This window comes from Kerstersia gyiorum, assembly GCF_048595715.1.
Lineage (GTDB): Bacteria > Pseudomonadota > Gammaproteobacteria > Burkholderiales > Burkholderiaceae_B > Kerstersia > Kerstersia gyiorum.
Genome location: NZ_CP169556.1, coordinates 1784927 through 1811553 on the forward strand (window position 1 = coordinate 1784927; position 26627 = coordinate 1811553).

The 26627-nt window shown below is 62.4% G+C and carries 25 protein-coding genes; 10 read left to right on the forward strand and 15 right to left on the reverse strand.

Annotated elements, in window-relative coordinates:
- Positions 1-324: 324 nt before the first annotated feature.
- A complete protein-coding gene (locus ACEW7X_RS07890; protein ID WP_130486995.1) occupies positions 325-705 on the forward strand; it encodes a hypothetical protein in 381 nt (126 codons plus the stop codon).
- Positions 706-782: 77 nt separating this feature from the next.
- Here the strand turns inward: ACEW7X_RS07890 and ACEW7X_RS07895 are convergent, their stop codons facing one another.
- From ACEW7X_RS07895 to ACEW7X_RS07915, 5 genes are all read right to left on the reverse strand, one after another.
- On the reverse strand, positions 783-1307 hold the full coding sequence (locus ACEW7X_RS07895; RefSeq protein ID WP_420177851.1) for a gamma carbonic anhydrase family protein: 525 nt from the start codon (positions 1305-1307) through the stop codon (positions 783-785).
- Positions 1308-1336: 29 nt separating this feature from the next.
- Positions 1337-2914, reverse strand: coding sequence for an acyl-CoA synthetase (locus tag ACEW7X_RS07900; protein WP_420177852.1), 1578 nt, complete (start codon positions 2912-2914; stop codon positions 1337-1339).
- 62 nt (positions 2915-2976) lie between these two features.
- Positions 2977-4089, reverse strand: coding sequence for an acetyl-CoA acetyltransferase (locus ACEW7X_RS07905; RefSeq protein WP_068369207.1), 1113 nt, complete (start codon positions 4087-4089; stop codon positions 2977-2979).
- Positions 4090-4183: 94 nt separating this feature from the next.
- Positions 4184-6085, reverse strand: coding sequence for a TRAP transporter large permease subunit (locus tag ACEW7X_RS07910; protein WP_253103021.1), 1902 nt, complete (start codon positions 6083-6085; stop codon positions 4184-4186).
- Positions 6085-7101 (reverse strand): TRAP transporter substrate-binding protein, encoded by a 1017-nt coding sequence (locus tag ACEW7X_RS07915; protein ID WP_420177853.1) that lies wholly within the window; start codon positions 7099-7101, stop codon positions 6085-6087. The genes ACEW7X_RS07910 and ACEW7X_RS07915 overlap by 1 nt, the downstream gene beginning before the upstream one ends.
- Before the next feature lie 269 nt (positions 7102-7370).
- On the opposite strand from ACEW7X_RS07915, the gene ACEW7X_RS07920 reads away from it, so the two are divergent.
- The 5 genes from ACEW7X_RS07920 (at position 7371) to ACEW7X_RS07940 (ending at position 12318) form a co-directional block, all read left to right on the forward strand.
- Entirely contained in the window at positions 7371-8291 is a 921-nt protein-coding gene (locus ACEW7X_RS07920) for an IclR family transcriptional regulator (RefSeq protein ID WP_420177854.1), read from the forward strand.
- Positions 8292-8430: 139 nt separating this feature from the next.
- Complete coding sequence (locus tag ACEW7X_RS07925) at positions 8431-9189, forward strand: SDR family NAD(P)-dependent oxidoreductase (protein ID WP_420177855.1); 759 nt, start codon at positions 8431-8433, stop codon at positions 9187-9189.
- Positions 9190-9281: 92 nt separating this feature from the next.
- Positions 9282-9881: a PPC domain-containing DNA-binding protein gene (locus tag ACEW7X_RS07930; protein ID WP_420177944.1), complete on the forward strand. Its 600-nt coding sequence runs from the start codon at positions 9282-9284 to the stop codon at positions 9879-9881.
- Positions 9881-10273 (forward strand): PPC domain-containing DNA-binding protein, encoded by a 393-nt coding sequence (locus ACEW7X_RS07935; protein WP_202969528.1) that lies wholly within the window; start codon positions 9881-9883, stop codon positions 10271-10273. The genes ACEW7X_RS07930 and ACEW7X_RS07935 overlap by 1 nt, the downstream gene beginning before the upstream one ends.
- A gap of 386 nt (positions 10274-10659) precedes the next feature.
- Entirely contained in the window at positions 10660-12318 is a 1659-nt protein-coding gene (locus tag ACEW7X_RS07940; RefSeq protein WP_202969520.1) for a GMC family oxidoreductase, read from the forward strand.
- Positions 12319-12922: 604 nt separating this feature from the next.
- Here ACEW7X_RS07940 and ACEW7X_RS07945 read toward each other — a convergent pair.
- From ACEW7X_RS07945 to ACEW7X_RS07985, 9 genes are all read right to left on the reverse strand, one after another.
- The gene (locus ACEW7X_RS07945; RefSeq protein WP_167731874.1) at positions 12923-13096 is read right to left on the reverse strand and encodes a DUF2798 domain-containing protein; all 174 of its coding nucleotides are present in this window, start codon (positions 13094-13096) and stop codon (positions 12923-12925) included.
- A gap of 216 nt (positions 13097-13312) precedes the next feature.
- A complete protein-coding gene (locus tag ACEW7X_RS07950) occupies positions 13313-14248 on the reverse strand; it encodes an ornithine cyclodeaminase family protein (protein ID WP_420177856.1) in 936 nt (311 codons plus the stop codon).
- A 228-nt stretch (positions 14249-14476) separates the two neighbouring features.
- Positions 14477-15265 carry an amino acid ABC transporter ATP-binding protein gene (locus ACEW7X_RS07955; protein ID WP_257740859.1) on the reverse strand — a complete coding sequence of 263 codons (789 nt, stop codon included), beginning with the start codon at positions 15263-15265 and terminating at the stop codon, positions 14477-14479.
- Positions 15266-15283: 18 nt separating this feature from the next.
- Positions 15284-16564: an NAD(P)/FAD-dependent oxidoreductase gene (locus tag ACEW7X_RS07960; protein WP_130487002.1), complete on the reverse strand. Its 1281-nt coding sequence runs from the start codon at positions 16562-16564 to the stop codon at positions 15284-15286.
- Between the two features lie 2 nt (positions 16565-16566).
- Positions 16567-17286 (reverse strand): ABC transporter permease, encoded by a 720-nt coding sequence (locus ACEW7X_RS07965; RefSeq protein ID WP_068367919.1) that lies wholly within the window; start codon positions 17284-17286, stop codon positions 16567-16569.
- Positions 17286-18002 carry an ABC transporter permease gene (locus tag ACEW7X_RS07970; protein WP_068367915.1) on the reverse strand — a complete coding sequence of 239 codons (717 nt, stop codon included), beginning with the start codon at positions 18000-18002 and terminating at the stop codon, positions 17286-17288. Before ACEW7X_RS07970 ends, ACEW7X_RS07965 begins: the two co-directional genes overlap by 1 nt.
- Before the next feature lie 25 nt (positions 18003-18027).
- A complete protein-coding gene (locus tag ACEW7X_RS07975; protein WP_202969519.1) occupies positions 18028-18786 on the reverse strand; it encodes a transporter substrate-binding domain-containing protein in 759 nt (252 codons plus the stop codon).
- Between the two features lie 86 nt (positions 18787-18872).
- Positions 18873-19763, reverse strand: coding sequence for a MurR/RpiR family transcriptional regulator (locus ACEW7X_RS07980; RefSeq protein WP_068369187.1), 891 nt, complete (start codon positions 19761-19763; stop codon positions 18873-18875).
- 171 nt (positions 19764-19934) lie between these two features.
- Positions 19935-20357: an Lrp/AsnC family transcriptional regulator gene (locus ACEW7X_RS07985; RefSeq protein ID WP_068367913.1), complete on the reverse strand. Its 423-nt coding sequence runs from the start codon at positions 20355-20357 to the stop codon at positions 19935-19937.
- 157 nt (positions 20358-20514) lie between these two features.
- Here ACEW7X_RS07985 and ACEW7X_RS07990 point away from each other — a divergent pair, with 157 nt between their 5' ends.
- Positions 20515-21573, forward strand: coding sequence for an ornithine cyclodeaminase (locus tag ACEW7X_RS07990; RefSeq protein WP_130487003.1), 1059 nt, complete (start codon positions 20515-20517; stop codon positions 21571-21573).
- Positions 21574-21761: 188 nt separating this feature from the next.
- On the forward strand, positions 21762-23714 hold the full coding sequence (locus tag ACEW7X_RS07995) for an L-lactate permease (protein WP_420177857.1): 1953 nt from the start codon (positions 21762-21764) through the stop codon (positions 23712-23714).
- A 76-nt stretch (positions 23715-23790) separates the two neighbouring features.
- Here ACEW7X_RS07995 and ACEW7X_RS08000 read toward each other — a convergent pair whose 3' ends face one another.
- Positions 23791-24597: a rhomboid family intramembrane serine protease gene (locus ACEW7X_RS08000; protein WP_420177858.1), complete on the reverse strand. Its 807-nt coding sequence runs from the start codon at positions 24595-24597 to the stop codon at positions 23791-23793.
- Between the two features lie 164 nt (positions 24598-24761).
- On the opposite strand from ACEW7X_RS08000, the gene ACEW7X_RS08005 reads away from it, so the two are divergent.
- Positions 24762-25745, forward strand: a complete 984-nt coding sequence (locus ACEW7X_RS08005) for an NAD(P)H-quinone oxidoreductase (RefSeq protein WP_420177859.1) — start codon at positions 24762-24764, stop codon at positions 25743-25745.
- A gap of 124 nt (positions 25746-25869) precedes the next feature.
- Positions 25870-26622 carry a triose-phosphate isomerase gene (tpiA, locus tag ACEW7X_RS08010; protein WP_420177860.1) on the forward strand — a complete coding sequence of 251 codons (753 nt, stop codon included), beginning with the start codon at positions 25870-25872 and terminating at the stop codon, positions 26620-26622.
- Positions 26623-26627 lie beyond the last annotated feature (5 nt).

Genomic DNA, 26627 nt, shown 5'->3' on the forward strand with positions numbered 1-26627 from the left:
GGCGGGGTATTGCCGCCAGGCGTTGCCGGCGCGGGCGGGTATGGCGCTTGTTCACACTGCCTCGATGGGGCAGCAAAAACGAGGGGGCGCAGGCCTGGCACGCCACAGCATGCGTTACCACGTCCGAGCTGTCCGGGATGGACTATCCGCGACCGGTTGCCGTCATGAAATCGGGCCTGCTCATTATATAAGAGAGGGGTGAAAGTGACTGTTCCCGCGTGTATCGGCCATCCTGTTACAGCAGATGTAAATTCCCGCCATCAACGCGCCATGGTTATTGATGCTGAACTAATATGACGGCACATGACAAGAACGGAGATCTGCATGTTTGTGCCCAGATTGATGTGCGGCGCCCTGGCATTGCTTGCCCTGGGATGCGTGGTTCCCGCGGCGCAGGCCGCCAGCGAAGGCCTGACTGCCAGAGTGGTCGAGCAGGTGGAGCTCACCGTTCCTGATGCGGAGCAGGCCGCCGCAGCAACAGTTACGCGTCATCACGCAGAGCGGTGCTTTGACAAGGTGAGAGCGGTGCTGGTGGGCCTGGAAAGCCGTGCCAGCGGCCTGAAGCTTGACGAATTCGTTGATGCCGGTCTGGTGCAGCGTGGCTCCGATGAGTGGGAAGTGCTGGAACTCGGCTATCGGCTGGATGTGCCGACGGACCGGAAACTGAAAGACTTCTTCATGACGTGCCTGGACAAACAGGACTGACCTGCCCGGGGGGCTGGCTCCGGCGGCAAGCCGGGATGGCGTGAGCGCGGCCAGGCTGGTCGCGCTCACGCTGTGCGTCATGCCAGGCGCACCAGCTGGTCGCGGAACTGGCGCGCCTTGTGGCGATAGCTGGCGGCGTTATCCAGCAATAGCCCGCGGCTGACCTCATCCAGTTCCCGTACCACCCGTGCGGGAGCACCGACGATCAACCGGCCAGGCTCGAAAGCCCGGCGCTCGGGCACCAGGGCGCCCGCGCCGACCAGGCTTTGAGCGCCTATCACGGCGCCATTGAGGACGACGGCCTGTATGCCGATCAGGCATGCGTCGCCAATGGTGCAACCATGCAGCATGGCCTGGTGGCCGACGGTAACATCACTGCCTATTGTCAGTGGCAGGCCGGGGTCGGCGTGCAGGATGGCGCCATCCTGGATGTTGCTGCCCGCGCCGATCCAGATGCGCGCGTTGTCCGCGCGCAGCACGGCGCCGGGCCATATCGACACGTTTTCCCCGATCACGATATCTCCGATCAGGACGGCATGCTCGGAAACATAGGCGCTGGAGGCAATGTCCGGGCGCAGGTTGCCGAGTTGATAGATCGCCATGGCTTCTCCCGTGTTGATAGGCCGTGCGTTCAGGCCAGGGCTTGCTGGTCTGCCTGGGCCAGCCGGGCCTGCACATCTTTCTTGGCTACCTTGCCATAGGCAGACTTGGGCAGGTTTTCCCAGTACACGAAGCGCCTGGGCCATTTGTATTTGGCCAGGCGGCCATCGAGGAACTGGATCAACTGCGCTTCGGTGACGGCGCAGCCAGGCTTGGGCACGATGACTGCCACGCCCAGTTCGCCCCATTTCGGATCGGGCAGGCCGACTACCGCGACTTCATGCACGGCCGGGTGGGTCAGCAGTGTTTCTTCTATTTCGCGCGGGTAGACGTTGGAGCCGCCGGAAATGTACATGTCGGAAGCGCGTCCGGTAATGTAGAGATAGCCTTCGTCATCAAGATGCCCCAGGTCGCCCGTGTGAAACCAGTCGAACCGGAAGGCCTTCTCGTTGGCTTCGGGATTGTTGTCATAGCCAGCCATGACTGCCTGGCCCCTGACGCAGATTTCCCCGGTCTGGCCCGCTGGCAGCCGCTTGCCCTGGTCGTCCAGGATGACGATATCTATGCCGGTGCGTGCATAGCCGCAGGTGCCGAAACGGGTGAAGTTGGCGTCTTCGGCTTCATGCAGGGCAGGAGGCAGTACGGTAATGTTGCCCGTGACTTCGCCCAGGCCGTAATACTGCACCAGCACCTTGCCCAGTTTCTCCAGGGCGTGCTTCTGGTCTGCGCGGTACATGGGGGCGCCGGCGTAGATCACATAGCGCAGGCTGCTGTGGTCGTAGCGGTCCACGGCATCGTGTTCAGTGAGCATCTTGATGATGGTCGGTACTGTGAACATATTGTCGACGCGGTGCTGCTGCACCAGCTGCCACGCTTCTTCGGCATCCAGCCGTTCGCTGGCAGGCAACACGCTGGCGGCGCCGCGCGCGGTATTGACCAATGCATGGATGCCGGCCCCGTGCGACAGCGGCGCGACGACCAGCGAGCGCGAACGGTGCGTGAGGCCGGGCATCAGGTCAGCCAGGTGGTTGGTGATGACGAATGCCATCTGGCCATGCGTCAGCGTGCCGGCCTTGGGGTGGCCGGTCGTGCCCGAGGTATAGAAGAACCAGAGCGGCGTATCGCGGTCCACGTCGGCGGCAATGAAGGGCTCGGTGCATGGCGTGGCGAGCAGCTCGTCGTAGGCGATTTCGTTGGCGCGTGGCGTCCCCAGGGACAGCACGTGGCGCAGCGCGGGGTTCTCGGCGCGGATGGCGTCCACGTGGGCCTCGAAGCCGGAGTCGTAAATCATGACATTCGCTGCGCTGGATTTTCCCAGGTAGGCGGCTTCAGGCGGGGCGATGCGGTAATTGGTCGGCACCCAGATCGCGCCCAGCTTGAACGCGATATAGGCGCTTTCGAACAGCGGCAGGTTGTTGCGGGAGTGCGCCAGTATCCTGTCTCCGGCCTGGACGCCGGCCTGGCGCAGTTGGGTGCAGATTGTGTCCACACGCTGATTGATCTCATGCCATGTATAGCTGCGGTCCGGGGTGATGAACCCGGGTTCCTGGGCATGGCGGCGGGCGACTTGCGTGAGCATATCGCCCAGATTCATGACTGTGGTGAGCATGATGAGTCTCGGAATCAAGAAAAAATGGGCTGCATGGAAGCGCCGGTGGGCGCAGCGGCAGGTCAGCGGGTGCGTTCCAGGATGCTGAGGTAGTTGGTAACGGCGGCGCCTCCCATATTGAAGACGCCCGCCAGTACCGGTTTGGGCAATTGCATGTCGCCGGCTTCGTGGGCAAGCTGCATGGCGGCCATGACGTGCATGGAGACGCCTGTGGCGCCTACTGGGTGGCCCTTGGCCTTGAGGCCGCCGGACGGGTTGACCGGCAACCTGCCGGTCTTTTCGCTGATGCCTTCGGCAATGACACGTTCACCCTGGCCGGCTGGCGCCAGCCCCATGGCTTCATATTCCATCAACTCGGCGATGGTGAAGCAGTCATGGGTTTCCACGAAAGACAGGTCGTCCAGGCTCAGTCTGGCTTGTTCCAGCCCGCGTGCCCAGGCCTGCCTGGCGCCGCTCAGTTCGGTGATGTCGCGGCGCGAGAGCGGCAGGAAATCCGTCACCTGGACTGCGGCGCGCAAGCCGATTGCCACGCGTGCCGTGGCGGCTACATCTGCGCTCGTCAGGATCAGCGCAGCGGCGCCATCGGAGATGGGCGAGCAATCGGTGCGCTTCAGCGGGCCGGCCACGTAGGGATTTTTCTCGGAAGGGGTGCGGCAGAAGTCGTAGTCGAAATCCTTGTGGAAATGGGCGTAGGGATTGGACAGCGCATTGCGGTGGCTCTTGCTGGCGATCCGGGCCAGGGCATCCGATTTATCGCCGTAGCGCTCGAAATAGGCGCTGGCAATCTGGCCGAAAATGCCGGCGAAACCACCAGGTACATGGGCTTCTTCCCTGGCATACGAGCATTTCTGCAGGATGGCTCCAACTTCCGCAGTCGTCAGTGCTGACATTTTTTCGTAGCCGACAACCAGCGCCACCTTGCTGCGCCCGGAACGAATGGCGTCGATGGCGCTGTACACCGCGGCGGAACCGGTGGCGCAGGCATTTTCGCAACGTACCGTCGCGGCAAAGCGCAGGTCAGGCTGGGAGTTGAGAATCAGCGCAGAAGGGAAGTCCTGGTAGACCAGGCCGCCATTGAAGGTGCCGATATGCACGGAGTCTATGTCGGCCGCCTCGATGCCTGCGTGGTCGATGGCGCCGGCAGCCGCGTCGGCGATCATGGTCTCGATATCCATCTGCAGCTTGCCGAAAGACAGGTGTTTCCAGCCAATAATCTGAGGATTCACTGTGAGGTTCCTTGTGGGAGGGGACGGTGAGGGATGGGCACGATCAGTGCAGGAATCCGATGGAGATCCATGGCACGGCGGCCACGATGAGGGTGCCCAGCGTGATGCAGACCAGATAGCCGACCATGGGGCGCATGCCTTTGTCCGGATCGACCCGGGCAATGGCGCATGCGGTGTAGTAGCCCACCCCGAAAGGCGGCGCGAACAGGCCTATGCCCATGGACAGGATGACGACCATGGCGTAGTGCACTTCGTGTATGCCCAACATGTGGGCGATGGGGAACATCAGCGGCCCCAGCAGCACGATGACGGGAATGCCTTCCAGTACGCTGCCCAGTACGATGAAAACCACGATGGACACCAGCATGAAGGTGAAGGCGCCACCCGGCAGGTCCTGCATGAATTGCGCCAGCGCGCCCGAGAAACCTGATTGGGTGAGAGCCCATGCCATGCCGGTTGCAGTGCCGAGGATCAGCAGGATGGCGCCGGACAGGCAGGCGGTATCGACCAGCATCGGATAGACGCGGCGGATATCGAAGCAACGATAGACCAGGATGCCCACGACGACGGCGTACACGATGCCGATGGTCGAGACCTCGGTCGCAGTGGCAATGCCCTCGACGACGGTAGCCCGGATGATGAAGGGCAGCGCCAGGGCGGGCAGGGCAATGACCAGCGAGGCCCAGATCTGCTTGCGGGTGGCGCGGGGAGCGCACTTTTCCTGGTTGCCGGCGCGGCGGCAACGGTAGCCCACGACCACGCACAGCATCAGGCCCAGCAACAGGCTGGGCAGCAGGCCGCCGGTGAAAAGCGCGCTGATGGAAACCCCGGTGACCGAGCCGATGGTGATCAGCACCAGGCTGGGCGGCACGGTTTCGGTTTGTGCGCCGGTGGCGGAAAGCAGCGCCACCGTTTCGCCTTCATCCGCGCCGCGAGCACGCATCTCCGGCAGGAGCACCGGCGCAATGGCCGCCATGTCAGCCGCCTTGGCGCCCGAGATGCCGGACACCACATACATGGCGCCGATGAGTACATAGGACAGGCCGCCCTTGACGTGTCCCAGCAGATTGGCCAGGAAGGCCACCATGCGATAGGCCATGCCGGTCATTTCTATCAGCATGCCCAGCAGTACGAACAGCGGTACGGCCAGCAGGATGAGGTGTGACATGCCTTCGTCCATGCGTCCGACAACCACCATCAATGGCATGCTGGTTGTCAGACTCAGGTAGCCGAGCGTGGCCAGGCCGAAGGAAAATGCGATGGGAATGCCGCCAAATACGCAGGCGCCCACAATCACCACGAAGAAGATCAGCAGATTGGCATTGCCCAGGGTTTCCAGCACAGGTTGGGCCAACAGCAGCGCGCTGACGATGGCCCCCACGCCTATGGCGGCATACAGCAGAGCGCGCCAGTTGCCGGCGGTGAGCAGGCGGATGATGGAAAAGGCGATCATGAAAGCCGTGCCGACGGGCAGTGCAGCGGCGCGCCAGGCGTCGGAAATCTCCATGGCCGACGAAGTGATGTAGCTTTGCTCGACGGCGTACTCATAGGCCGGACTTTGCAGAATGCACAGGAACACCAGGGCGGCGATGCCTGCTACTGATTCCATCACGGCCCGCCGTCCTGGCGAGGATTTGTTGACGAACAGCGCCATGCGCATGTGTTCGCCGCGCCGCATGGCAATGATGGCCCCCATGACGGCCAGCCACAGAAACAGGGTGGAGGCCAGTTCGTTGGACCAGATCAGGGGGCTGTGCCAGACATAGCGAGCGGCAATGCCGGCGAACAGAATGCAGACTTCGGCCAGCACGAGGATGGCCGCGAAGGTTTCCACGATGAAGCCCAGGGACTTGTCCGCATAGGCCAGCCATACCCATGGGGTATCGCTCCGGCTCACGGTTTCCGGCAGGGGCGGCACAGATTTGGAGGTGGCGGCTGGTTGCATCAGGACAGCCCTCCCGTGGCGGTTTCAAGCATGTCCCACGCCTGATCGCCGAAATTTTTCTTCCAGGTGTCGTAAAAGCCCTTTTCTTTCAGCGCAGCCCGGATCGGAGCGGGGTCGGGCGAATTGAATGCCATCCCTTGTTGTGAGAGCGTTGATTGCAGTTCCTGGTTGAGCATTAACACATCGGCACGCATATCCATGCCGGCGGCATTGATGTTGCGGGCGACGATCTCCTGGATATCCGCCGGCAGCTTTTCCCAGGCGCGGCGATTGCCCAGGAACCAGAAACCGTCCCACATGTGGTTGGTCATGGAGCAGAATTTCTGCACTTCGTAGAATTTGGAGGTTTCAATAATGGCCAGCGGATTTTCCTGGGCATCAACCACCCTGGTTTGCAGCGAGGAATAGGTTTCGTTGAAGTTGATGCTGGTCGGGGCGGCGCCCAGGCTTTGGAACATGGAGGTCCAGAGCGGGCTGATGGGAACCCGGATCTTAATCCCGTCAAAGTCGGCAGGCACGACGATGGGGCGCGTGCTGGACGTGACCTGGCGGAAACCGTTATCCCAGATTTTGTCCATGACATATAGCCCGCGTTGCTGAATCTGTCCGCGGATATAGGCGCCCAATTGGCCGTCCATGGCTTTCCAGACCGTGTCGTAATCCGGAAATGCGAAACCCACGCCGCTGATGGCAGTGGCAGGCACCAGCGTGGAAAGAATCAGGCCCGACAGTGTGAAGAATTCCACGGCGCCAGCGCGTAGTTGGCTCAATGTATCGGTATCGGAACCCAGCTGGCTATTGGGAAAGATGGCCAATTCAAATGCGCCGTCGGTTTCCTTGAAGATTCTTTCGGCCGCTTCCCGCGCCCGAATGTTCATTGGGTGATTCACGGCTAGATTGTTCGCGTACTTGTAGCGGTACTTGGGCGCAGCCGCCCAGGCGCTGCGTAGCGGCGCAGCGGCGACCAGTGCGCTTCCGGCAGTCAAGGAAATGAGTTTGCGTCGGGACAGATTCATATTGCCTCCTTGTTGTGATGTGGTCTTTGCCCGGATAAAGGCCAGCCACGGCCATTGCCGCGATTAACGGTCAATGGATGTCTCCAGAAATTAATTGGTCCATAATACGGACCTGTTTATTTGTTCTTGAATTTATTTAATCACATTGGGTATCATCGGTAAACAAGGAAAACCCGAGTGATATCCATGGCATCTATCAATTGCCAGTAAAATTAATTATGGTCCGTAATATGGACTAATTTTCAATTGATGTGAAATGGAATCGAATTATGTCGGCAATGGAAGAGGCAATGCATATGCGCCAGGAGATGAACAAGGCAGATCGCGTCGATGGCGCGCAGTCGGTATCGCGCGCATTGACGGTATTGCGCGCAGTGGCACGTGCGGGGGCGGAAGGCGTCGGTCTGATGACGCTGACGCGCGAAATCAGCATGAGCAAGCCGACGATCCATCGCCTGCTGAGCGTCCTGGTCACGGAAGGCATGATCGAACAGGAGCCGCAATCGCGCCGTTATTTCCTCGGGCCCGAGTGCCATATCCTGGGCCATATCGCTGCTGAGCGGCATGGCATTCACCGGCTGGCGACGCCGATCGTGCAGAAGCTGGCCTATGACTGCGGCGATAGCGCCTTTTTTTCGATAAGGCGTGGCGTGCTGGCGCTGTGCACCATGCGGGAGGATGGCGATTTCCCTCTGAAAACCTATGTGTTGGCCGCCGGAGATCGCTATCCGCTGGGTATCGGGGCGGGCAGCCTGGCCTTGCTGGTGGCCTTGCCCGATGACGAAGTCGACGAAGCGCTGGCGGTCAATGAGGCCCTGATCAATGAACGCTATCCCACGGCGACCATGGACGAAATCCGGCGCCAGGTCGCCGAAGCGCGGGCGCGCGGCGGCATCGCGATCAACCGGGGATGGGTCATGTCCGGTTCCTGGGGCATAGGGCTGGCTGTGAAGGACGCGGCGGGGCGCTTGCTGGGGGCGCTGAGTATCGCGGCCGTCCAGTCGCGCATGAGCCCGGAACGCCTGGAAGAACTCAGCGTGATGCTGCGCCAGTCGGCCAGGCGTTTGCAGCGTCAGCATGAGGCGGAACAGCCGGCCGCTCAGGGCGCCAAGGAGGCGGGCGTCCGCAAGGCACGACCGGCCGGCGCGAGGGCAGCGAAAGTGAAGGCGAGTGATACCACGGATGATTGAGTCGCGTGGTGGCGCGCGCGGATAGATAGATAACGCTGGCGATGACCGCCACGCCAGGACAAGCGGGCACAGACCCGCCAACAGGCCGCAGCCCCAGGTTGCGGCCAGGCAATTCCATGACAACAAAGGAGACAACACAATGAAGCATGAACAAAACGAGGATGTCACGCTGGTGACTGGCGGCGCTTCCGGCATCGGGCTGGCCCTGACGGAAGGACTGCTGGAAAGCGGTCACCGGGTACTGGTGGCCGACGTGTCGGAGGAAAACCTCGAGGCCCTGAGAAGCAAGGCGCCCGCCACGCAGCTGCGATGCGTACATATGGATGTATCGGACGAGCAGGGCGTGCGTGCGGTGGTGGACGACAGCGAAGCCAGCTTCGGTCCGATCTCCGGGCTGGTGAACAGCGCCGGAATCGGCCGAGATGTGGCCTTTCTGGATACCGACCTGGATTACCTGCAACGGGTATTGCAGGTCAATCTGGTGGGCACTTTTCTGGTAGGCCGGGAAGTCGCACGCTGCATGCGGCAGCGCCGGCGTGGGTCCATTGTCAATATTGCCTCGGTGTCGGGCATCCGTGGCAACGCGGGTCGCGCCGCCTACGGCGCATCCAAAGGCGGGGTCATTACCCTGACCAAAGTCCAGGCCGTCGAACTGGCCAGTGATGGCATCCGGGTCAATGCGGTCGCGCCGGGGCCCATTGAAACGCCGCTGGTCGGGCGCATGCATACGGAGGCCGCCCGCCAGCGCTGGGTATCGGATGTGCCGCAGCGGCGCTATGCCGCCCCGGCGGAACTCAATGGCACGCTGGCCTGGCTGCTTGACGACAAGCTATCGAGTTTCGTGACGGGGCAGGTGGTCAGTGTCGATGGCGGTTTTACTGCCGCCGGCCTGCTCTGAAACGCCACCCGTGTTTCAGGGCGCCATTGCCCATCATCCTTTCATCCCTTTGTTCCGATGTTGCGCTACCCCTTGCAACAAGGAGATCTCTCATGCCATATCCACCCGTCGATCATGGGTCAGGCACCAAGTACAACCCATTGCGCGCCCGCACACTGATTCCGCCCGGCGCGTTCAACCCGGTGCGCATCCAAAGCCGGAGCGCCCGTTCAGGCAGGCATTTCCGCCTTGCCATCCCCGAAGGCATCAGTTTGTTTGACGGCATCAGCCAGGCGCTGGCCCATCACCAGGTTGCCAGTGCATCCATGACATTGCTGGGCAGCCGGTTTTCCTATATTGAATACTGCACCGCGCCGCCAGACCCGCGCCAGCAGACCATCGTCCGCTATACCAGCGCCATTCCGTTGCATCAGGCCTATATGGTGTTCGGCAACGCCACGCTGGGCAAATCGGCCGCGGGCGAGCCGCTCATCCATTGCCACGCAGCCGTGACCGATGAGTACGGTACGCCCTATGGCGGCCATATCCTGACGCAGAATGCGATCGTCGGCCCCGGCGGCGTGTCCATCCTGGTGCTTTCGCTGGATAACTTCGAATTGCGGGTCGCATTCGACCCGGAAACCAACCAGTCTTTGCTGCAGCCGCACGATATCGAGCCGGCCGGCCAGCCCGCCCAAGCGAGGAATGCATGATGACGATGACCCATGTCGAATCCGGCCAGATGGGCCGGGTGGCCTATGCACGCATTGCGCCCAACGAAGACCTGGTCAAGGGTGTGGAGAAGCTGTGCCTGGCTGAAGGCTTTCGCAATGCTTTCGTGCGCGGCGCGCTGGGCAGCCTGATTGATGGCTGCCTGGAACGCGGCGATGGCGATACTCAATTCATTGCCGGGCCGGCGGTGGAAATCGTCAGCCTGGCCGGTGAGGTGCGTAGCCAGTCCGACGGCACCCTGCGCGCCTTCCTGACCGGCGTAGTGGCGGATCCCCAGGGCAGGGTGTATGGCGGACCGTTCGTTGCCGGAGGCAATCCGGTGTGCGTGACGTTCGAGGTGACGCTGGAGGAGTGGTTGCCGGCGCAGGCGTAAGCCGGTACGCCGTATGTTCCGGTGACGGGCCGTTGCCTGCAGGCAGCGGCCTGTTTGGCGGTTGCGGCCGAGGCGGCTTGGCACTTGGCGTGGCGGTTGTTCCGGCGGCTTTCCCAGCCGCCTTATTTATTGCCGCGTGGGGTGGTGCTACGCGTCTGGAAATACTGTCAAGTTGAGGTAATCCAGCATGATTTAAGTGGGCGACAGGGATACAGTCTTAATGCAGACCGGCCGGTCAGTAAATTGCGTGTGGCAAACCCGGGCGCTGGGCAGGCATGAAGATGCCCGGAGGTGTCCAGCCCGTGCCTGTGTCCGCATCAGTGTGTGGGACGGGCGGCCCGCCTCGGCCGGTAAGACAACAACATGGCAAGGATGGAGACACAGGCATGGCAGAGCAACAGCAAGGGATGCACTTCGGGCGGCGACGCTTCATCAAGACGGCAGGCATCGCCAGCGGCACGTTGATGGTGGGCGGTGTTCTTGGCGCCAAAGTGAACGCGGCGGAGGATCGTGATGGCAGCTTTGATTACATCATCGTGGGTGCCGGTTCGGCCGGTTGTGTATTGGCCAATCGCCTGACCGAAGACTCGGACGTCAGGGTTTTGCTGATCGAAGCAGGCGGGCCGGACGATTCCGAAAAAATCTCCACGCCGTTGCGCCTGATCGAACTCTGGCACACCCCCTATGACTGGGCCTACGAAACCGTACCGCAACGTCATGCGCATGACCGCAAGCTGTTCTGGCCCAGGGGCAAGACCCTGGGCGGCAGCAGTTCTTTGAACGGCATGATCTATGTACGCGGCCATGCCTCCGTGTATGACGCCTGGGCGGAACAGGGCAATGCCGGCTGGCGCTACGCTGACGTCCTGCCCTATTTCAAGAAGTCCGAGGATTATGAAGGCGGCGCCAGCGAATATCATGGCAAGGGCGGCCCCCTGCATGTGACGGTCAACTACACGCCACACCCTGTTACCAAGGCAATTGTGGATGCTGCCGTCGAAGCCGGCCATCCCTACAACCCGGACCACAATGGCAAGGAAATCCTGGGGGCCGGGTTCAATCATTTGAATACCCGGGATGGCAAGCGCGCCAGCACTGCCGTGGCCTTCCTGCGCCCTGCGCTGGAGCGGCCCAACCTGAGCCTGATCACCAATGCACGGGTGCAGCGCCTGACACTGGACGGCAAGCGTTGCACCGGCCTGGTCTATGAGCAGCAGGGCAAATTGCACGAAGTGCGTGCCCAGAAAGAAGTGGTGCTCAGTGGCGGCACCATCGAATCCCCACGCGTGCTGATGTTGTCCGGCGTTGGTGACAAGGCGCACCTGGATGAGGTCGGCATACCGGTCGTGCACCACCTGCCTGGCGTTGGCAAGAACCTGCATGACCACATGCTGGTGCCAGTCGTTTATGAAAGCCTCCAGCCCATCCCGGACCTGGGCGGAAATCCCGCCATCACGCCGCTGCACGGCCAGCTATTTGCCAAGACACGGCCCGAGCTGCCCGGGCCCGATATGCAGCCGCTGTTCTTCAACGTGCCTTATTACACGCCTGAGCAAAGCGGCCCGGACAACGCCTTCACGCTGTGCGCGGCCTGCGTCATGCCGACCAGCCGTGGCGAACTGCGCCTGAGCGGCCCCGGTGTTGATGATCCGCTCTTGCTGGACCCGAATGTCCTGGCAACGGCACAGGATATCAACACCCTGGTGGCCAGCGTCAAGATGATGCGCGAGATCGCTTCCCAGCCGGCCTTGGCGCCCTGGCGTGGCCGGGAGGTCTATCCGGGCGCGGAAGTGCAGACTGATGAGGCACTGGCGGACTACTGCCGCAGCGCCATCGTGTCCTACCATCACCAGGTAGGCACCTGCGCCATGGGCCAGGGGCCGCAGGCCGTTGTGGACAGTCGGCTGAAAGTCCATGGCCTGGAAGGCGTGCGGGTCGTGGACGCATCCATCATCCCCATGGTGCCTTCCGGCAATACCAATGCGCCCGTCATCATGATCGCGGAGAAAGCGGCGGACATGATCAAGGCGGATGCGCGCGGCTGAGCAGGCCGGGAACGTGTGGGCCAACCTGGTGCCAGAGGTAACGGGGGGCTCGCCGGTATCGGGTTGCCCGCTTGAACACAAAAAACCCGCATAGCCAGTGCTGATGCGGGTTTCGTGGACTGCTATATTTTGGTGCCCGAGGCCGGAATCGAACCGGCATGCCTGACGGCGAGGGATTTTCTTACCACTTCGGCTTTCGCCGCCGTCATGCATGCGCATGGCGTTCGTGGTCTGGAGCACGCCTTCACCTTGGCCTTGCGGCTGTAGGTGCCCGCCGTCTGCTCTCTACACCTTCCTGGCAGGCGTTAACCTGCTCAGGCTTGGCTCGGCGTTGGCGCGGATGGCTGGCATCCAGGGCGTTCGCCGAGTTTGACGGGCGTCACCTGCCGGGTTTCCCCAGGCAGGGCTCAAATTTTCAAGTCCCTTGTGTCTACCGATTTCACCACTCGGGCAGTGGGGCAGGGCCGGTGGGCCGGTGCCGGTATGTCCAGCCTGGTATGCGGCGCAGGAATGCCGGATGCCATGGCTGAAATAATGAGACGAGATGATAGCCGATTTCTGGCTTGGGGGCGCAGTGCCAGGCGCGGCACAATCCAGGCCTGTTTCAGTTCATGGGAAAACGGCGGCTGAGCAGGCGGAAAACCTGCGGCGCCAGGATGGAAGCCAGCACGGCCGCGATGGGCCAGGCGACGATCCAGCCGGAGAGCCATTGCTTGACCAGGCCGACGCCGGGGGCGCGATGCAACAGCGTCATGATGAATGACATGGACAGGGACATGATGAAGCTCATGCAGAGCGGCATCATTCTCGGGACGGTAAGTCTCATGCGGCAACAGTTCCTGTGTCGTTCCGGTACGGGCGGCAAGTCCCGGCCAGGGACAGGCCGGGGCAATCAGGCACGAATGATACCTGCTTTCGATAGCGGGTTAGTCTGCGCCGCTGGAGATCGGCCGGCATTTGCCTGCCGGCCGGGCCGGAGCGATTGCAGCCAGCCTTACGCGAGACTGCTGCGGTAGACCAGCGTTGCAGCGGTGAGGTCTTCGAGTGCAGAGCCTACCGCCTTGAAGACGGTAATGGCGCTGTCGTTGGTACGTCCGGGACGCTCGCCGCGAGTCAGCTGTTCCAGGTTGGCGCGTATGTCGTTCTGGCTGAATTTGCCGCTGGCGAAGGCATCCAGCAGATCGCCTGCCTTGGTGGGGGCTTCGTCAGTGTCGACGTAGACTTCATTGCCGATGAAACAGTCGGCATCTGTCTCTTTCATCTTGGGCGTGAAGCTGCCGATCAGGTCCAGGTGCACGCCTGGCTGCAGCCAGGCGCCGTGGATCAGAGGCGCCTCGGCCAGCGTGGCACAGCTGATGATGTCGGCCTGACGTGCGGCAGCTTCGAGGTCGGTCACATAGCTGGCGCTGACACCTTCCGCCTGCAATTCCGAGATCAGCACGCGGGCACGTTCTTCGTTCGGGTTCCAGACATCGACATGCTCGATCGCACGCACGGCACGCATGGCGCGCGGCACCAGGCTGCCGACGCGGCCAGCGCCCAGCAGCAGCAGGCGCTTGGCGTCGCGCCGTGCCAGGAAGTCGGCGCCCAGCGCCGCAGCGGCAGCCGTGCGCCGGGAGGTGATTTCGTTGCCGTCGATGAGTGCCAGCGGCACCCCCGTGGTGGCGTCGAACAGGATAAAGGTCGAGTGCAGGCCGGGCAGCCCGCGCTGGCCGTTGCCCGAGAAGATGTTGACGGTTTTCAGGCCATAGTAGCCCTGTTCGCTCCATGCCGGCATGATCAGGGAAATGCCTTGCGCGCCTTGGCACTCGATTGGGTGATTGTGGCGCAGCGGCACCGTGCCGCCTTGTGCAAAGGCCTGGCGCAGGGCGGGCACCAGGGTATCGAAAGAAAGCTGTGCGCGGGTTTGCTGCGCGTCGAAATGTTGCATGCGGAAGCTCCGTGGCCGCCATGCACCACAGGTGCCGGCGGAAGAAGGTTGGGAAAACTGGTGTTATGGGGAACCGGGAAGCCGGGGACGCAACGGTCCGGTGGGGGTTGCGCGGCCCGTGTGGGAGCAGGGGGCGGGTGTGCGGAGAACTCGTGGCGCCAGGCGAATGCCGGCGCGTGGTGGCGCCGGGCTGCAGACGCGGCGGGCGGGCGGATGGCCCGCGCCCGCTTAGAGGATCTGCTGCAGGAAGGCCTTGGCCCGTTCGGTGCTGGGGGATGCGAAGAACGCCAGCGGTGGCGTGTCTTCCAGGATGGCCCCCTGGTCCAGGAACAGCACGCGCTCGGCCATCTGCTTGGCGAAACCCATTTCGTGGGTCACGCACAGCATAGTGATGCCGGTATTGGCCAGCTTGACCATGACGTCCAGCACTTCCTTGACCATTTCCGGGTCCAGTGCGGCGGTGGGCTCATCGAACAGAATGATCTTCGGGTCCATGCACAGCGTGCGTGCGATGGCGACGCGCTGCTGCTGGCCGCCGGAAAGCTGGGTCGGATATTTGTCCGCATGGCTGCCCATGCCAACTTTTTCCAGCAGTTCGCGGGCCTTTTCCTCGGCGCGCTTGCGGTTTTCACCCTTGACGCTGACGGGCGCCAGCGTGCAGTTGTCCAGCACCGACATGTGGGGGAACAGGTTGAAATGCTGGAACACCATGCCGACGTCGCGCAGCGCGAGGGTGGCCTGGGTATCCTGCCGCGTGACATCCGTGCCGTGGATTTCGATGGTGCCTTTTTCGATGCGTTCCAGCTGGTTCACGCAGCGGATCAGCGTCGATTTTCCGGAACCCGAAGGTCCGCACAGGATGATGCGTTCCCCCTGGTGCACGTCGAGGTCGATGTTTTTCAGGGCGTGGTAATTCCCATACCATTTGTTCAGCCCACGGATCTTGACGACCACCGGGCGCTGGTCGCCGTTGCCGGGAGTATTGGGAGTGGGTTGTGAGGCTTGGTTTTGTGACATGGAGGGTGTCTCCGGGTCTTACATGAATCGGTGCGCCGAGTACGGCGCGGGGGATGTGAAGGTCTGCTCGCCAGTCATCATTTCTGCCAGCAGGCGGCCGGAAGCCGGGCCCAGCGTCAGGCCATGGTGCGCATGGCCGAAGTTGAACCAGAGGCCGCGGTGGTGCGGCGCAGCTGAAATGATGGGACGCATGTCCGGAGTGCAGGGACGCCTGCCCATCCAGGGTTCCGCCTCGACGGCGGTGCCCAGCGGCCAGTAGCGCCTGGCGATGCGTTCGGCGCGGTCTAGCTGGATGCGGTTTGGCGGTGCATCGGGCAGCGCCAGCTCGACGCCGGTGGTAAGGCGCACGCCTTGTTCCATGGGCGCCAGGACAAACCCGGCGCGCGAGTCACAAAGCGGATGCTGCGGCGCCGGGGTGTCCGGCCCGGGCCGGAAATGCAGGTGGTAGCCGCGCTTGTGCGCCAGGGGCAGGTCGTAGCCCAGGGAACGGTAGAGCCCGGGGGCATCCGGGCCCAGCGCGATCACGGCTTGAGCGGCTTGCAGCGTGCCATTCGGCGTATCCAGTTGCCAGCCCGCGCTGTTTTCGCGCAGGCCGCGTGCATCGGCATGCACCAGTGCGCCGCCACGTTGGCAGAACAAATCGGCATAGCCTTGCACCAGCTTCCCAGGGGCGCTGACGGTCCATGGGTCGAGCCAGTGGATGCCGCCGGCCATATTCGCCTGGGGCAGGAAGGCAGGTTCGCGCGCTGCCAGGGCCTGGCCATCGAGGATGTCGGCCTGCAGGCCATAGCGGCTGGAAATGGCGCGGGCATCAGCAGCGGCAGCCGCAAAGGCAGCCGGTTCGCGGTAGATGTCTATCCAGCCTTGGGGACGGACCAGGTGCTGCAGGCTGGCTGCCTGGATGAATGCATCGTGTTCCGTGACACAGCGCTCGATCAGAGGCAGCATGTCCTGGGCCGCACGCTCCAGTGGCTGGGGCGCCGATTCGCGCCAATAGCGCCAGAGCCAGCCGGCCATGGCGGGCAGGGCGCGCCATTGGAAATGCACGTCGGTCTGGCGGTTGGCCGCGTAGCGCAACAATGCCAGCGGCGATTGCGGGAACGAATACGGCACGACACTAGCCCGTTCGATCAGCCCGGCGTTGCCGTGGCTGGTGCCCGAGCCCGGCTGTTGCCAGTCCACCAGGCAGACCGATAGGCCGCGTTGCTGCAGGTGCAGTGCCGTACTGGTGCCCACGATGCCTGCGCCCAGCACCAGGACGTCATGCCCTTTGCGTGTGGAGGAAGAAGGCTGATTCATGCTTAGTTCACCACGTGCCGGGACAAGCGGCTTTCGATACGTTTGAGCACGCGGCGGATGATCTCCACGATGATCAGGTACAGCACGGCTGCCCAAAGATACACTTCAAAATTGAAGCTGCGCGAGAAGGCCAGGCGCGCCACGCCCATGACGTCGTATACCGTGACCAGCGATGCAATGGCGCTGGCCTTGATCATCAGGATCAGTTCATTGCCCAGCGGACCGATGGCAACCAGCATGGACTGCGGCAGGATGACGCGCAGCATGGCGGTGGCCGGGCCCAGGCCCAGTGCCTGGCAGGCTTCGTACTGCCCCTTGGGAATGGCCATCAGGCTGCCACGGAAGATTTCCGCCTGATAGGCTGCGGTATTCAGCGTGAAGGCCAGCAACGCGCAATACCAGGCATCGCGGACGAACCACCACAGGCCGATATCCTGCCAGAATGGGCGGAACGAACCCAGGCCGTAGTACAGCAGGAACAGCTGCGCCAGCAGCGGGGAACCGCGGAAGAAGTAGATGTAGGCACGGCAAGGGTATTGGACCCATTTGTTCTTGCTCATGCGCCCGATGGCCAGCAGCAAGCCCAGGGCCATGCCCAGCACGAAGGACACGGCGACCAGCTTGAGCGTGATCACTAGGCCGTCCATCATGCGCGGGCCGTAGCGTTCCAGCAGATCCTGGTCCATGACGTGCGACAGCATGTTCATCACGAATTCATTCATCAGCGTGCCCCTTCATAATGGCGGCCGAAACGGCGTTCAGCGCGGCTGAACACGACGCCGGAAAGCGCCGACAGCAGCAGGTACAGCAGGCAGGCGACGAAATAGAACAACATGGGTTGCTTGGTGGCGGCAACCGCCAGATTGGTCTGGCGCATCAGGTCTACCAGGGAGATGGTGGATACCAGGGAGGAGTCCTTCAGCAGCGTCAACCAGTTGTTGGAAAGCCCGGGCAGGGCGACCCGCATGAGCTGCGGCAGCGTGACACGCAGGAACGTCGTGCGGCGCGACAAGCCCAGGGATTGGGCAGCTTCCTGCTGGCCCTTGGGGATGGTCTTGAAGGCGCCCAGCCAGACTTCGCTGGAAAAAGCGGCCAATACCAGACTGAATGCCACGACGGCGGCCACGAAGGCGTTGATGCGGAATTCACTCTGGTAGCCGATTTTCTGCAGCAGGTGTTCGATGCCGATTTGTGCGCCGTAGTACACCAGCAGCAGGGTCAGCAGTTCGGGCAGGCCTCGGAAAACAGTGGAAAAAACGGTGGATGCGGCGCGGGGCAGGCGGCGCTTGGAGCGCGCCCCCACCGCAACGAGCAGCCCCAGCGGCAGGCCGATGGGCACGCAGCAGAGCGCCAGCGTGATAGTGACAAGCGCGCCCATGAGGAGCGCGCTGCCCCATCCGCCTTGGCCGAAGGAAAGCAGGCTGAGCAGATCAAGCATGTTTTTCTATATCCGGCTGGGGCGTTCAGTAGATGTCGGCGCCGAAATAGTGTTCGGAGATCTTCTGGTAGGTGCCGTCGGCGCGGATATCCTTGATCGCCTTGTTGAAGCGTTCGCGCAGTTCGTTGTCGCCCTTGCGCAGCGCAATGCTGGTGTCGCCTTCGGTACCCGGAATATCACCCAGCAGCTTGCAGCAGCCTTCGCTGTTTTTTTCCAGCCATTCCAGCAGCGGGAACTTGTCGTGCACGATGGCGTCCAGGCGGCCGCTGATCAGGTCGGTGCCGGCTTCGTCGGGCGTGGGGTAGAGGCGCACGTCGGCACCGGCCTTGCCGTAGACATCTTCGGCGTACATGCCTTGCGTGGAGGACGACTGGGCACCGATCACGCTGTCCTTCAGTTCATCGGCAGACGTACCGGTGAGCTTTGAATCGTTAGGGACGGCGACAGCCAGGCGGGTGCGGTAGTAGGGCTCGGTGAAATCGACGCGACGCGAACGCTCTTCGGTGTCCACCATGGAGGAGACGATGGCATCGAATTTGCGTGCCATCAGGGCGGGGATGATACCGTCCCAATCCTGTGCCACCAGCACGCATTGAGCCTGCATTTTTTCGCACAGGGCATTGGCAATGTCGACATCGAAACCATACAGCTTGCCGGAGGCATCAACGGCATTGAACGGAGGATAGGCACCTTCGATGCCGATGCGGATGGTGTCAGCTTGCGCTTGTGCGGAAATTGCGCAGAGCGCCGTGACAGCCAGCATGGATTTCAGCATTTTTTTCATGATGCGCTCCTTGAACGGTTGATAATTGTGAAAAATGGGAACGGCCTGCAGGATACCGTCTTTGAAACAGTCCAGTTTAGGCCGATTCAGGAAAATGCGTCCCGCGCGGATGTGTAGCCGATGAATGCATGGTTGAGTCCGGCGATCTGTTCCAGTCGTTGTTCGGCGGGTTTGCCCAGGCGGACGAAGACTTCATTGACCATCAAGTGCGCGAGTACCTGCATGGGCGCGGTGCATTCCCAGAACAGGTCCAGGCCGGTCGGCACGCGGAAGACTTCGCTGGCGCTGCTGTCGGCCCAATCGCAATACATGTCAGTCACCAGTGTCACCGGCAGGCCGTGATCCCGCGCCTTGCGGCACAGCAGCAGAGCATGGCGCGAATAACGCCGTGCGTCGAACACCACCAGTGCGGTTTCCGCCGGATCGGCCAGCAGCGCATCGCTGTAGTGGCCAGCGGCATTGTCGATCAGGTGCACGCCAGGACGGATGTACTGCAATAGGTGGGCCATGCTGGCCGCGACGCCGCGTTCGGTCTGAAAACCGGCTACCAGTACGGTCTTGCATTCAGCCAGGCGCGCGACCACCGGCTGCCACTGGGGCGCATTGGTCAGCTCGTAGACGGCCACTTGAGCGGCAATGCTCAGTTCCAGGCTGCGGCTGTAGTCCGGGCCGTCATTGGAGCGTCTTTGCAGGAAATCCTGCAGACGCTCCCCCATCAGCCAGGGGCTGTCGCCGAGATCGTCGCGCAGGTTCTGCTTGAGATCCTTGAAATGACGAAAACCCAGGTGCCGGCAAAACCGGCCAACCGTGGTTTCACTCAGGCCCAGCTTGGCTGCCAGGCTGGCCGAAGTCTCGAAGGGCAGGCTGTTCAGGTTGCCCAGCATATAGCTCGCCACGCTGCGCTCCGAGGCCGTGCCTTGGGTGCGGAAACGTTCCAGTCGTTGAATCACACTGGCGGTAGCGGCTGGGTCTGCCATGCTTTCCTGCAAGTTTTCTGTCATTTTTTCAATTTATGGGATAAAGCTGGCATTGGGTACTTGGGGGATTCCCTAGGCAAAGTCGGCGCGGCCTGCCATTTTCTGGTGCATGAAAGGCGTCATTTCGGTGCATTGCCCAGGGAAAGCCGTGATTGGCAATGCGGCAAGCGCTCAGAATTTCAGGCTTTTGAGGTGGATACTGGTTTCGGTGGCCGCAATGCCTTTGATCAGGCGGATGCGTTCCAGGGCTTCGGCCAATTGCGCCATGCTCTGCACCCGCAGTTCCGCCAGCATGTCCCAGCGGCCATTGGTGTCGTGCAGTTCGGCAATGGCCGGTTCGCCGGACAGTGCCTGGACGATGCGTTGCGTTTCGTGTCCTTCGATGGCGATGCTGGTCCAGGCCACGATTTCCTCAGGCTGTGAATCGGGCCGCACGCGGATGCTGTAGCCCAGGATGATGCCGTCGCGCTCCATGCGGTTCAGGCGGTTGTTGACCGTGCCGCGCGAGACATCGAGCTTTTTTGCCAGCGTGGCGACAGAGGTGCGGGCATCGTTGCGCAACAGGGCCAGGATTTGATGATCCAGGCTATCCATTGATGATTTCGTCATTTTATTCTGTCGTTTAGTCAATATATGGACATTTTATAGATATTTTTGCCGCTATGAATTGATCTGACGCTGAGAAACAATAGAAAAAAGCGCCATGGAACGGATTGTTCTCGGCGCCCGATTCATCAAGAGGAGAAAAAACATGACTACCTTCCTGGCAACCGAAGACGTCGTTGCGCTGACCCGTCGATTGGGGATTGAACAGACCCTCAGGCAGATGGAAGCCTACATCAAGGCGGATTTCCTGCGCTGGGAGGCATTCGATAAAACGGCCCGCGTGGCCAGCCATTCCGATATCGGCGTGATCGAACTGATGCCGGCGGCGGATCACGAGCTGTATGCATTCAAGTACGTCAATGGGCACCCCTCCAATCCGCAGGTCGGGCTGCCAACTGTCATGGCTTTTGGCGCACTGGCCGAAGTCTCCACGGGCAAGCCGCTGCTGCTGAGCGAACTCACGCTCACGACCGCCTTGCGCACTGCCGCCACGTCCGCACTGGCCGCCCGGGTGCTGGCCCGTCCGCAAGCGCGGGTCATGGCCTTGATTGGCAATGGATCGCAAAGTGAATTCCAGGCGTTGGCGTTCCATTACTTGCTGGGTATCGACACCATCCGCCTGTACGATGTCGACCCCGGCGCAACGGCCAAGCTGCGCCTCAACCTGGCCCAGGTGCCTGGCCTCACGCTAGTGGCCTGCGCCAGTGCGGCGGAAGCGGCCCAAGGGGCGGATATCGTCACGACGGTCACGGCGGACAAGACCAACGCCATCATCCTGGATGCCAGCATGATCGAACCCGGCATGCATATCAATGCCGTCGGCGGAGATTGCCCCGGGAAAACGGAACTAGCTGCCGATATCCTGCTGGGTGCCACCACTTTCGTGGAGTTCGAGCCGCAATCCCGCATTGAAGGGGAAATCCAGCAGATGCCAGCGGACTACACGGTGCAGCCTTTGTGGGAAGTGCTGGCCGGCAAGCGTGCCGGACGCAGCCGGACCGACGAAATTACCGTGTTCGATTCGGTCGGCTTTGCGCTGGAGGATTATGCCGCGCTGCGTTTCCTGCATGATCAGGCGCAGGCCCATGGCCTGGGCGTCAAGCTGGAAGTGGTGCCCGATCTGGCAGACCCCAAGAACCTGTTCGGTGAAGCGTTGGGTGCCGCCTCTGCTTCGGCAGCGCCTGCAGGTGCATTGGCGGCATAACAGCTTTCTTGCCAGGTGCATGTCAAACTTGGCGATATGACGGTACGGGCGCGGTATCAGCACGTAGAATAAGAGATTCATGCCCTGGCCATTTTCTGGCCGGGGCATTTCTCATTTTCTTCACCGTTTTCTGACTGTGGGCTGAACGTTGGTGGCCAGGCAGAGGCGGCATTCTGTGGAAAACGAACGTGCTATATCTGCTATGGCTGGCGCCGGTGGTTCTGTTGATCGTCTTGATAGGTGTATTCCGGCAACCTGTCATCCGTTCCGCCATGCTGGGCGCGGCGCTGGCCCTGCTGGTTGCGTTCCTCAGCGCGCCACGCGTGTTCGGCTTCCATGAGGCCATACTTGCTGTGGCACGGGGCAGCTGGATCGGACTGACGGTCGTGCCTTATATATTGGGCGGGCTGCTGTTCTGGCGCGTGGCCAGCCTGGTGGGCGAGGGCGGCCGTCAATCCGGAACTTCGGCACCTGCACCCGCACCTGCGGCCAATCCTGCATCCACTTCAGCCGATATCGGCGCAACCGTCTCCGCGACGGCCCCTGCCTCTGCAATGACGACTGTCGCAATAGTCGCACCTGCGTCAGGGCTTCATCCTGTCCCTGTTCAGCCAGCTGTCGGCACGGCCGACGACATTGCCTGTAGCCCCGTGCCGGTTGTGGCCGACAACGCGGCACGGGATGAACCGGCGGCAGCCGCCGGGCAGGCGTCCGCCGATGAACAGAGGGCAACCGAGCCGCCAGAGGCAGCCCAGATACGCGAAGCAACCCTGGAGCCGGGGGCTGTTCCTGCGCAGGAAGCCAGCCCGGCGCAACGGGCTGACCAGGCGCAGGAACCGGGCCGGAAGCAGGTGCCAAGCGATGACGAGGAGTCCGTTGCACCGGCAGGTGGTGCAGCCATTGCGCAAGTCCATGCGGCGGCCGAGGCGGCGCGTGCGGCCCTGGCGCAACGACGCATCCTGTTCAATGCTTGTTTCCTGATCGGTCCCTTTGCCGAATCCGTTACCGGGTTTGGCGTGGGCATGATGGGAACGTTTGCCTTGCTGGCAACCCTGTCGCTGCGGCCGGCCTATCTACTGGCATTTGGTTTCATCGGACAGGCCCTGGGCCCCTGGGGGGGCATGGCCAGCGGCACCTTGATCGCTGCTGCGCTGGCCGGTTCCAATCCTGCGACATTTGCAGTCCTCAGTGGCGGCATGGTCAGCTTGATGCTGCTGGCCTGGTTGCCGCTTTTCTGGCGCCTGGCGGCACATGCCGGTCTGTCGTTTCCACGCGACGAGCGCCGCAAGGATGCCGCCTGGCTCGCCGGCACGCTGCTGCTGTTGCTGCTCATGACCTGGCTGGGCGGCCCGGAAACCGGGCTGATTGCTTCCTTCGGCCCAGTCATCGCCTTGCGCTATTTTCTCAGCCATGATGCGAAGTTCAGCAGTCTGTGGCTGGCGGCGCGCCAGGTATGGCCGTATATCCTGCTGGTCGCCGGGTTGGCGTTGACGCGCCTGATCCCGTCCTGGGCACGGTTTTTGCGCGAAACCGGCAGCATTCGTCCCTTCGAGAACCTGCCGGCTTTCAGCCCGCTGTTTCACTCTGGCGTCTGGCTGCTGGTGCTGGGCTTGTTGGTGGCGGTACTGATCCGCCAACGGCGGCGCGTGGTGCCCATCATGCAGGAGAGCTGGACGAGCGGCAAGGTGGCGATCTTCACCACCGCGCTGTTCTGTATCCTGGCCGAAGTGCTGAGCCTGTCCGGAATAGCCACTTCGCTGGCCGCGGGCATGCTGGACGCGCTGGGACGGACGTCGGTTTTCCTATCCATGCTGCTGGCCGCGCTGTTCGGCCTGGTGACCAACAGCGCCAATGCATCCAATGGCCTGCTGATGAATTCGCAGTTGGCGCTGGCCCATGGAACGGGCTTGAGCGCGCTGGGAGCCGCGGCCCTGCAGCACGCGTCGGCCATTGCCATGAGCACGTTTTCGCCGGTACGTATCATGCTGGCTTGCAGCTTTGCCGGCGTGGTGGTCGGCATGCGTGATGTTTATCGCACGGTGCTGCCTTTCATGGCCGTGGTGGCCGTGATCGTGCTGCTTCTGGCCTGCGTGCTGCTGGCGTATGCCGGGCCGGCGCTGCTGGTGCCGGCTGTAGGCTGATGTGTATGCCGGCTCAATGGCCAGATCAGGCTCCGGGCCGGCATAGGCCTGGCACAGACCCGGCATAGGGCAGGCCTTAGTGGTATTGCTGCGCCTGCATTTCCGCGCGGACGGCGTGGGCTTCTTCCCAGCCGCCATTTTCCAGTGCCAGCGCCAGCAGAATCAGCGCGATGGCGGCCGAAAGCAGGCTGCGCGCGATGTAGCGGGATTGTGTTGCCTCAGGACGCAGGCTGCCGATCGCCAGGCCCAGCGCGAAGCCGGCCAGCAGGCCGCCGATATGCGCCAGCTGGTCGATGCCGGGAATAAGCAGGCCCAGCACGATATTGATGGCCACGACCTGGAACAGCGATTTGAACAGCCGGCTGTTGGCTTCCGGTGTATGGATCTTGCTGGCGAGGGCGCTGGCAAGCAAGCCGCCGCACAGCGCCATGATCGCGCCTGATGCGCCGACACTGACGATCAGGTTGACTACCGTCACGGTTTGCATGCCACCGAAACCGGGGACGGTTTCAAACAGATGGTATGCATTCCAGGCGGCGCTGGAAAAACTGGCCCATAGCCCGCCGATCAGATAGATGACCAGCATGCCCGGGCGGCCCAGGCGCTGTTCCGTCAGCGGACCAACAATCATCAGCATATACATATTGGCGACCAGATGCATCAGGCCGCCATGCAGGAACATATTGGAGAGCAGGCGCCAGTAGTCGCCGGTCAGTGTGAGCACGGACAGGTTGCCACCCCAATCCTGCAGGTGGCGGCTGTCAAAATCAATGAACTCGCCGCCGCTGAGCGCGACCAGCAGGTAAAGCACCACATTGATGGCGATCAGTACGGCCGTGGGCCAGGGGAAGGAAGGGGAGTACGGAGAGCGTGTAGTCTGCATATCGGTCTATGGGTGAAACGGGCGGAGCCTGGGCCGGAAGCAGGTGCGGGCCTGGCAGGAGGCCTGCGCCAACATGGCGCCATGTTACAGCGAGAGGGGAAATGGCGTGCTGGGCGGGCGCGTTAATATGTATGTTTTATGCCCCCATGTAACGGTGCCATTCCATGCGAGTAATAGAGATTTCCCAACCCGGCGGCCCGGAAGTCCTGGTGCAGGCCGAACGTGCCATACCGGTGCCTGCGCCGGGTGAAGTCTTGATCAGGGTTCATGCGGCCGGAATCAATCGCCCGGATCTGTTCCAGCGCCAGGGCAGCTATCCGCCGCCGCCCGGCGCCTCCGATTTGCCCGGCCTGGAAGTGGCCGGCGAGATTGTCGGCGGAGATGTCGAGGCCGGTGGCTGGCGTGTGGGGGACAGGGTTTGCGCGCTGACGGCCGGTGGCGGCTATGCGGAATATTGCGTGGCGCCTGCCGGGCATTGCCTGCCGATTCCGGACGGCTGGAGCATGGTCGAAGCGGCAGGTCTGCCGGAAACGGCGTTTACTGTATGGAGCAATGTTTTTGATCGCGGCCGTCTTTCTGAAGGCGAAACCTTGCTGGTACATGGCGGGGCCAGCGGTATCGGCGTAACCGCCATCCAGGTTGCCACTGCGCTGGGCCATAAGGTCTATGCCACGGTAGGCAGCGACGAACGGGTGCAGGCGGTGCAGGCGCTGGGCGCCGTGCGCGGCATCAATTACCGCAGCGAAGACTTCGTGACGGTCATCAAGGAGGCGACCGAGGGCCGCGGCGTGGATGTGATTCTGGACATGGTGGCCGGTGATTATGTGGCGCGCAACCTGAAATGCCTGGCCGAAGATGGCCGTGCCGTATGCATCGCGGTACTGGGCGGTGCGCGCGCCGAGGTCAATGCCGGCCTGATCATGCAGCGCCGCCTGACATTGACGGGCTCGACCTTGCGCCCGCGCAGCGTGGCCTACAAGGCCGAAGTGGCCCGCCAGTTGCGTGAGCGGGTGTGGCCCCTGTTGGCCGCAGGGCGTATCCGGCCGGTTGTGCATGGTGTGTTTGCATTCGCTGACGCGGCCCGGGCGCATGCCGTCATGGAAGAGGGCGGACATACCGGCAAACTGGTCCTGCAGCTGCAGGACTAAGCTGATCGGCGGGCTGCGCCAGCGCTGGCGCAGCTTTTTTCGCGCACAAGGGCGGCTTCTCTAACCATTGGGCGGGCCGACAGGATACAATCCTGCGTTTATCCCGATTTCGCAATACTGACGCATGAACGCAGAAAATACTCGCAAGCGCCTGGTGCTGGGCAATTGGAAACTGCATGGCAACCTGGCCGATAACGCCACGCTGCTGGCCGCTGTGCGCGCTGGCGCCGTCGGCCAGACGGCTGAAATCGGTGTTTGCGTGCCATTTCCGTATCTTGCTCAGGCGGGCGCTGCCCTGGCAGGCTCCCCGGTTTCCTGGGGGGCGCAAGACGTAAGCACGCATGAAAAAGGCGCCTATACGGGCGAGGTTTCCGCGCCGATGCTGGCAGACCTGGGATGCCGCTGGGCGCTGGTGGGCCACTCGGAACGACGCAGTTACCATGCGGAAAGCAATGATTATGTGGCAGCCAAGGCTGCTGCTGCGCTGAAGGCAGGCATCACGCCGATTGTGTGCGTGGGCGAAACGCTGGAACAGCACGAGGCCGGCAAGACGCTGGACGTCATCGCCGAACAACTGGCGCCGGTGCTGGCGCTGGGTGCCGAGCAAGTGGCGCGTACCGTCATTGCTTACGAGCCCGTCTGGGCCATCGGTACCGGCCTGAGCGCAACGCCGGAGCAGGCCCAGGAAGTGCATGCGGCCATCCGGGCCCAACTGCGTACGCTGGGTGCCGCTGTTGCTGAAGTTCGAATCCTGTACGGCGGCAGCGTCAAGCCTGCCTCCGCTGCCGGGCTGTTTGCCCAGCCTGACATCGACGGCGGCCTGATTGGCGGCGCCGCGCTGGTGGCGGACGATTTCCTGAAGATCGCCGCGGCATAAAAGTT

Bases quoted from the DNA above. Each gene is read 5' to 3' on its own strand.
- ACEW7X_RS07915 (WP_420177853.1), bottom strand. From the start codon at position 7,101: ATGAATCTGTCCCGACGCAAACTCATTTCCTTGACTGCCGGAAGCGCA.
- ACEW7X_RS07890 (WP_130486995.1), top strand. From the start codon at position 325: ATGTTTGTGCCCAGATTGATGTGCGGCGCCCTGGCATTGCTTGCCCTG.
- ACEW7X_RS07965 (WP_068367919.1), bottom strand. From the start codon at position 17,286: ATGAATGAATTCGTGATGAACATGCTGTCGCACGTCATGGACCAGGAT.
- ACEW7X_RS07955 (WP_257740859.1), bottom strand. From the start codon at position 15,265: ATGTCACAAAACCAAGCCTCACAACCCACTCCCAATACTCCCGGCAAC.
- tpiA (WP_420177860.1), top strand. From the start codon at position 25,870: ATGAACGCAGAAAATACTCGCAAGCGCCTGGTGCTGGGCAATTGGAAA.
- ACEW7X_RS07985 (WP_068367913.1), bottom strand. From the start codon at position 20,357: ATGGATAGCCTGGATCATCAAATCCTGGCCCTGTTGCGCAACGATGCC.
- ACEW7X_RS07930 (WP_420177944.1), top strand. From the start codon at position 9,282: ATGCCATATCCACCCGTCGATCATGGGTCAGGCACCAAGTACAACCCA.
- ACEW7X_RS07960 (WP_130487002.1), bottom strand. From the start codon at position 16,564: ATGAATCAGCCTTCTTCCTCCACACGCAAAGGGCATGACGTCCTGGTG.
- ACEW7X_RS07910 (WP_253103021.1), bottom strand. From the start codon at position 6,085: ATGCAACCAGCCGCCACCTCCAAATCTGTGCCGCCCCTGCCGGAAACC.
- ACEW7X_RS07970 (WP_068367915.1), bottom strand. From the start codon at position 18,002: ATGCTTGATCTGCTCAGCCTGCTTTCCTTCGGCCAAGGCGGATGGGGC.
- ACEW7X_RS08000 (WP_420177858.1), bottom strand. From the start codon at position 24,597: ATGCAGACTACACGCTCTCCGTACTCCCCTTCCTTCCCCTGGCCCACG.
- ACEW7X_RS07990 (WP_130487003.1), top strand. From the start codon at position 20,515: ATGACTACCTTCCTGGCAACCGAAGACGTCGTTGCGCTGACCCGTCGA.
- ACEW7X_RS07920 (WP_420177854.1), top strand. From the start codon at position 7,371: ATGTCGGCAATGGAAGAGGCAATGCATATGCGCCAGGAGATGAACAAG.
- ACEW7X_RS07980 (WP_068369187.1), bottom strand. From the start codon at position 19,763: ATGGCAGACCCAGCCGCTACCGCCAGTGTGATTCAACGACTGGAACGT.
- ACEW7X_RS07905 (WP_068369207.1), bottom strand. From the start codon at position 4,089: ATGGATATCGAGACCATGATCGCCGACGCGGCTGCCGGCGCCATCGAC.
- ACEW7X_RS08005 (WP_420177859.1), top strand. From the start codon at position 24,762: ATGCGAGTAATAGAGATTTCCCAACCCGGCGGCCCGGAAGTCCTGGTG.
- ACEW7X_RS07900 (WP_420177852.1), bottom strand. From the start codon at position 2,914: ATGCTCACCACAGTCATGAATCTGGGCGATATGCTCACGCAAGTCGCC.
- ACEW7X_RS07950 (WP_420177856.1), bottom strand. From the start codon at position 14,248: ATGCAACATTTCGACGCGCAGCAAACCCGCGCACAGCTTTCTTTCGAT.
- ACEW7X_RS07975 (WP_202969519.1), bottom strand. From the start codon at position 18,786: ATGAAAAAAATGCTGAAATCCATGCTGGCTGTCACGGCGCTCTGCGCA.
- ACEW7X_RS07925 (WP_420177855.1), top strand. From the start codon at position 8,431: ATGAAGCATGAACAAAACGAGGATGTCACGCTGGTGACTGGCGGCGCT.
- ACEW7X_RS07895 (WP_420177851.1), bottom strand. From the start codon at position 1,307: ATGGCGATCTATCAACTCGGCAACCTGCGCCCGGACATTGCCTCCAGC.
- ACEW7X_RS07940 (WP_202969520.1), top strand. From the start codon at position 10,660: ATGGCAGAGCAACAGCAAGGGATGCACTTCGGGCGGCGACGCTTCATC.
- ACEW7X_RS07935 (WP_202969528.1), top strand. From the start codon at position 9,881: ATGACGATGACCCATGTCGAATCCGGCCAGATGGGCCGGGTGGCCTAT.
- ACEW7X_RS07945 (WP_167731874.1), bottom strand. From the start codon at position 13,096: ATGTCCCTGTCCATGTCATTCATCATGACGCTGTTGCATCGCGCCCCC.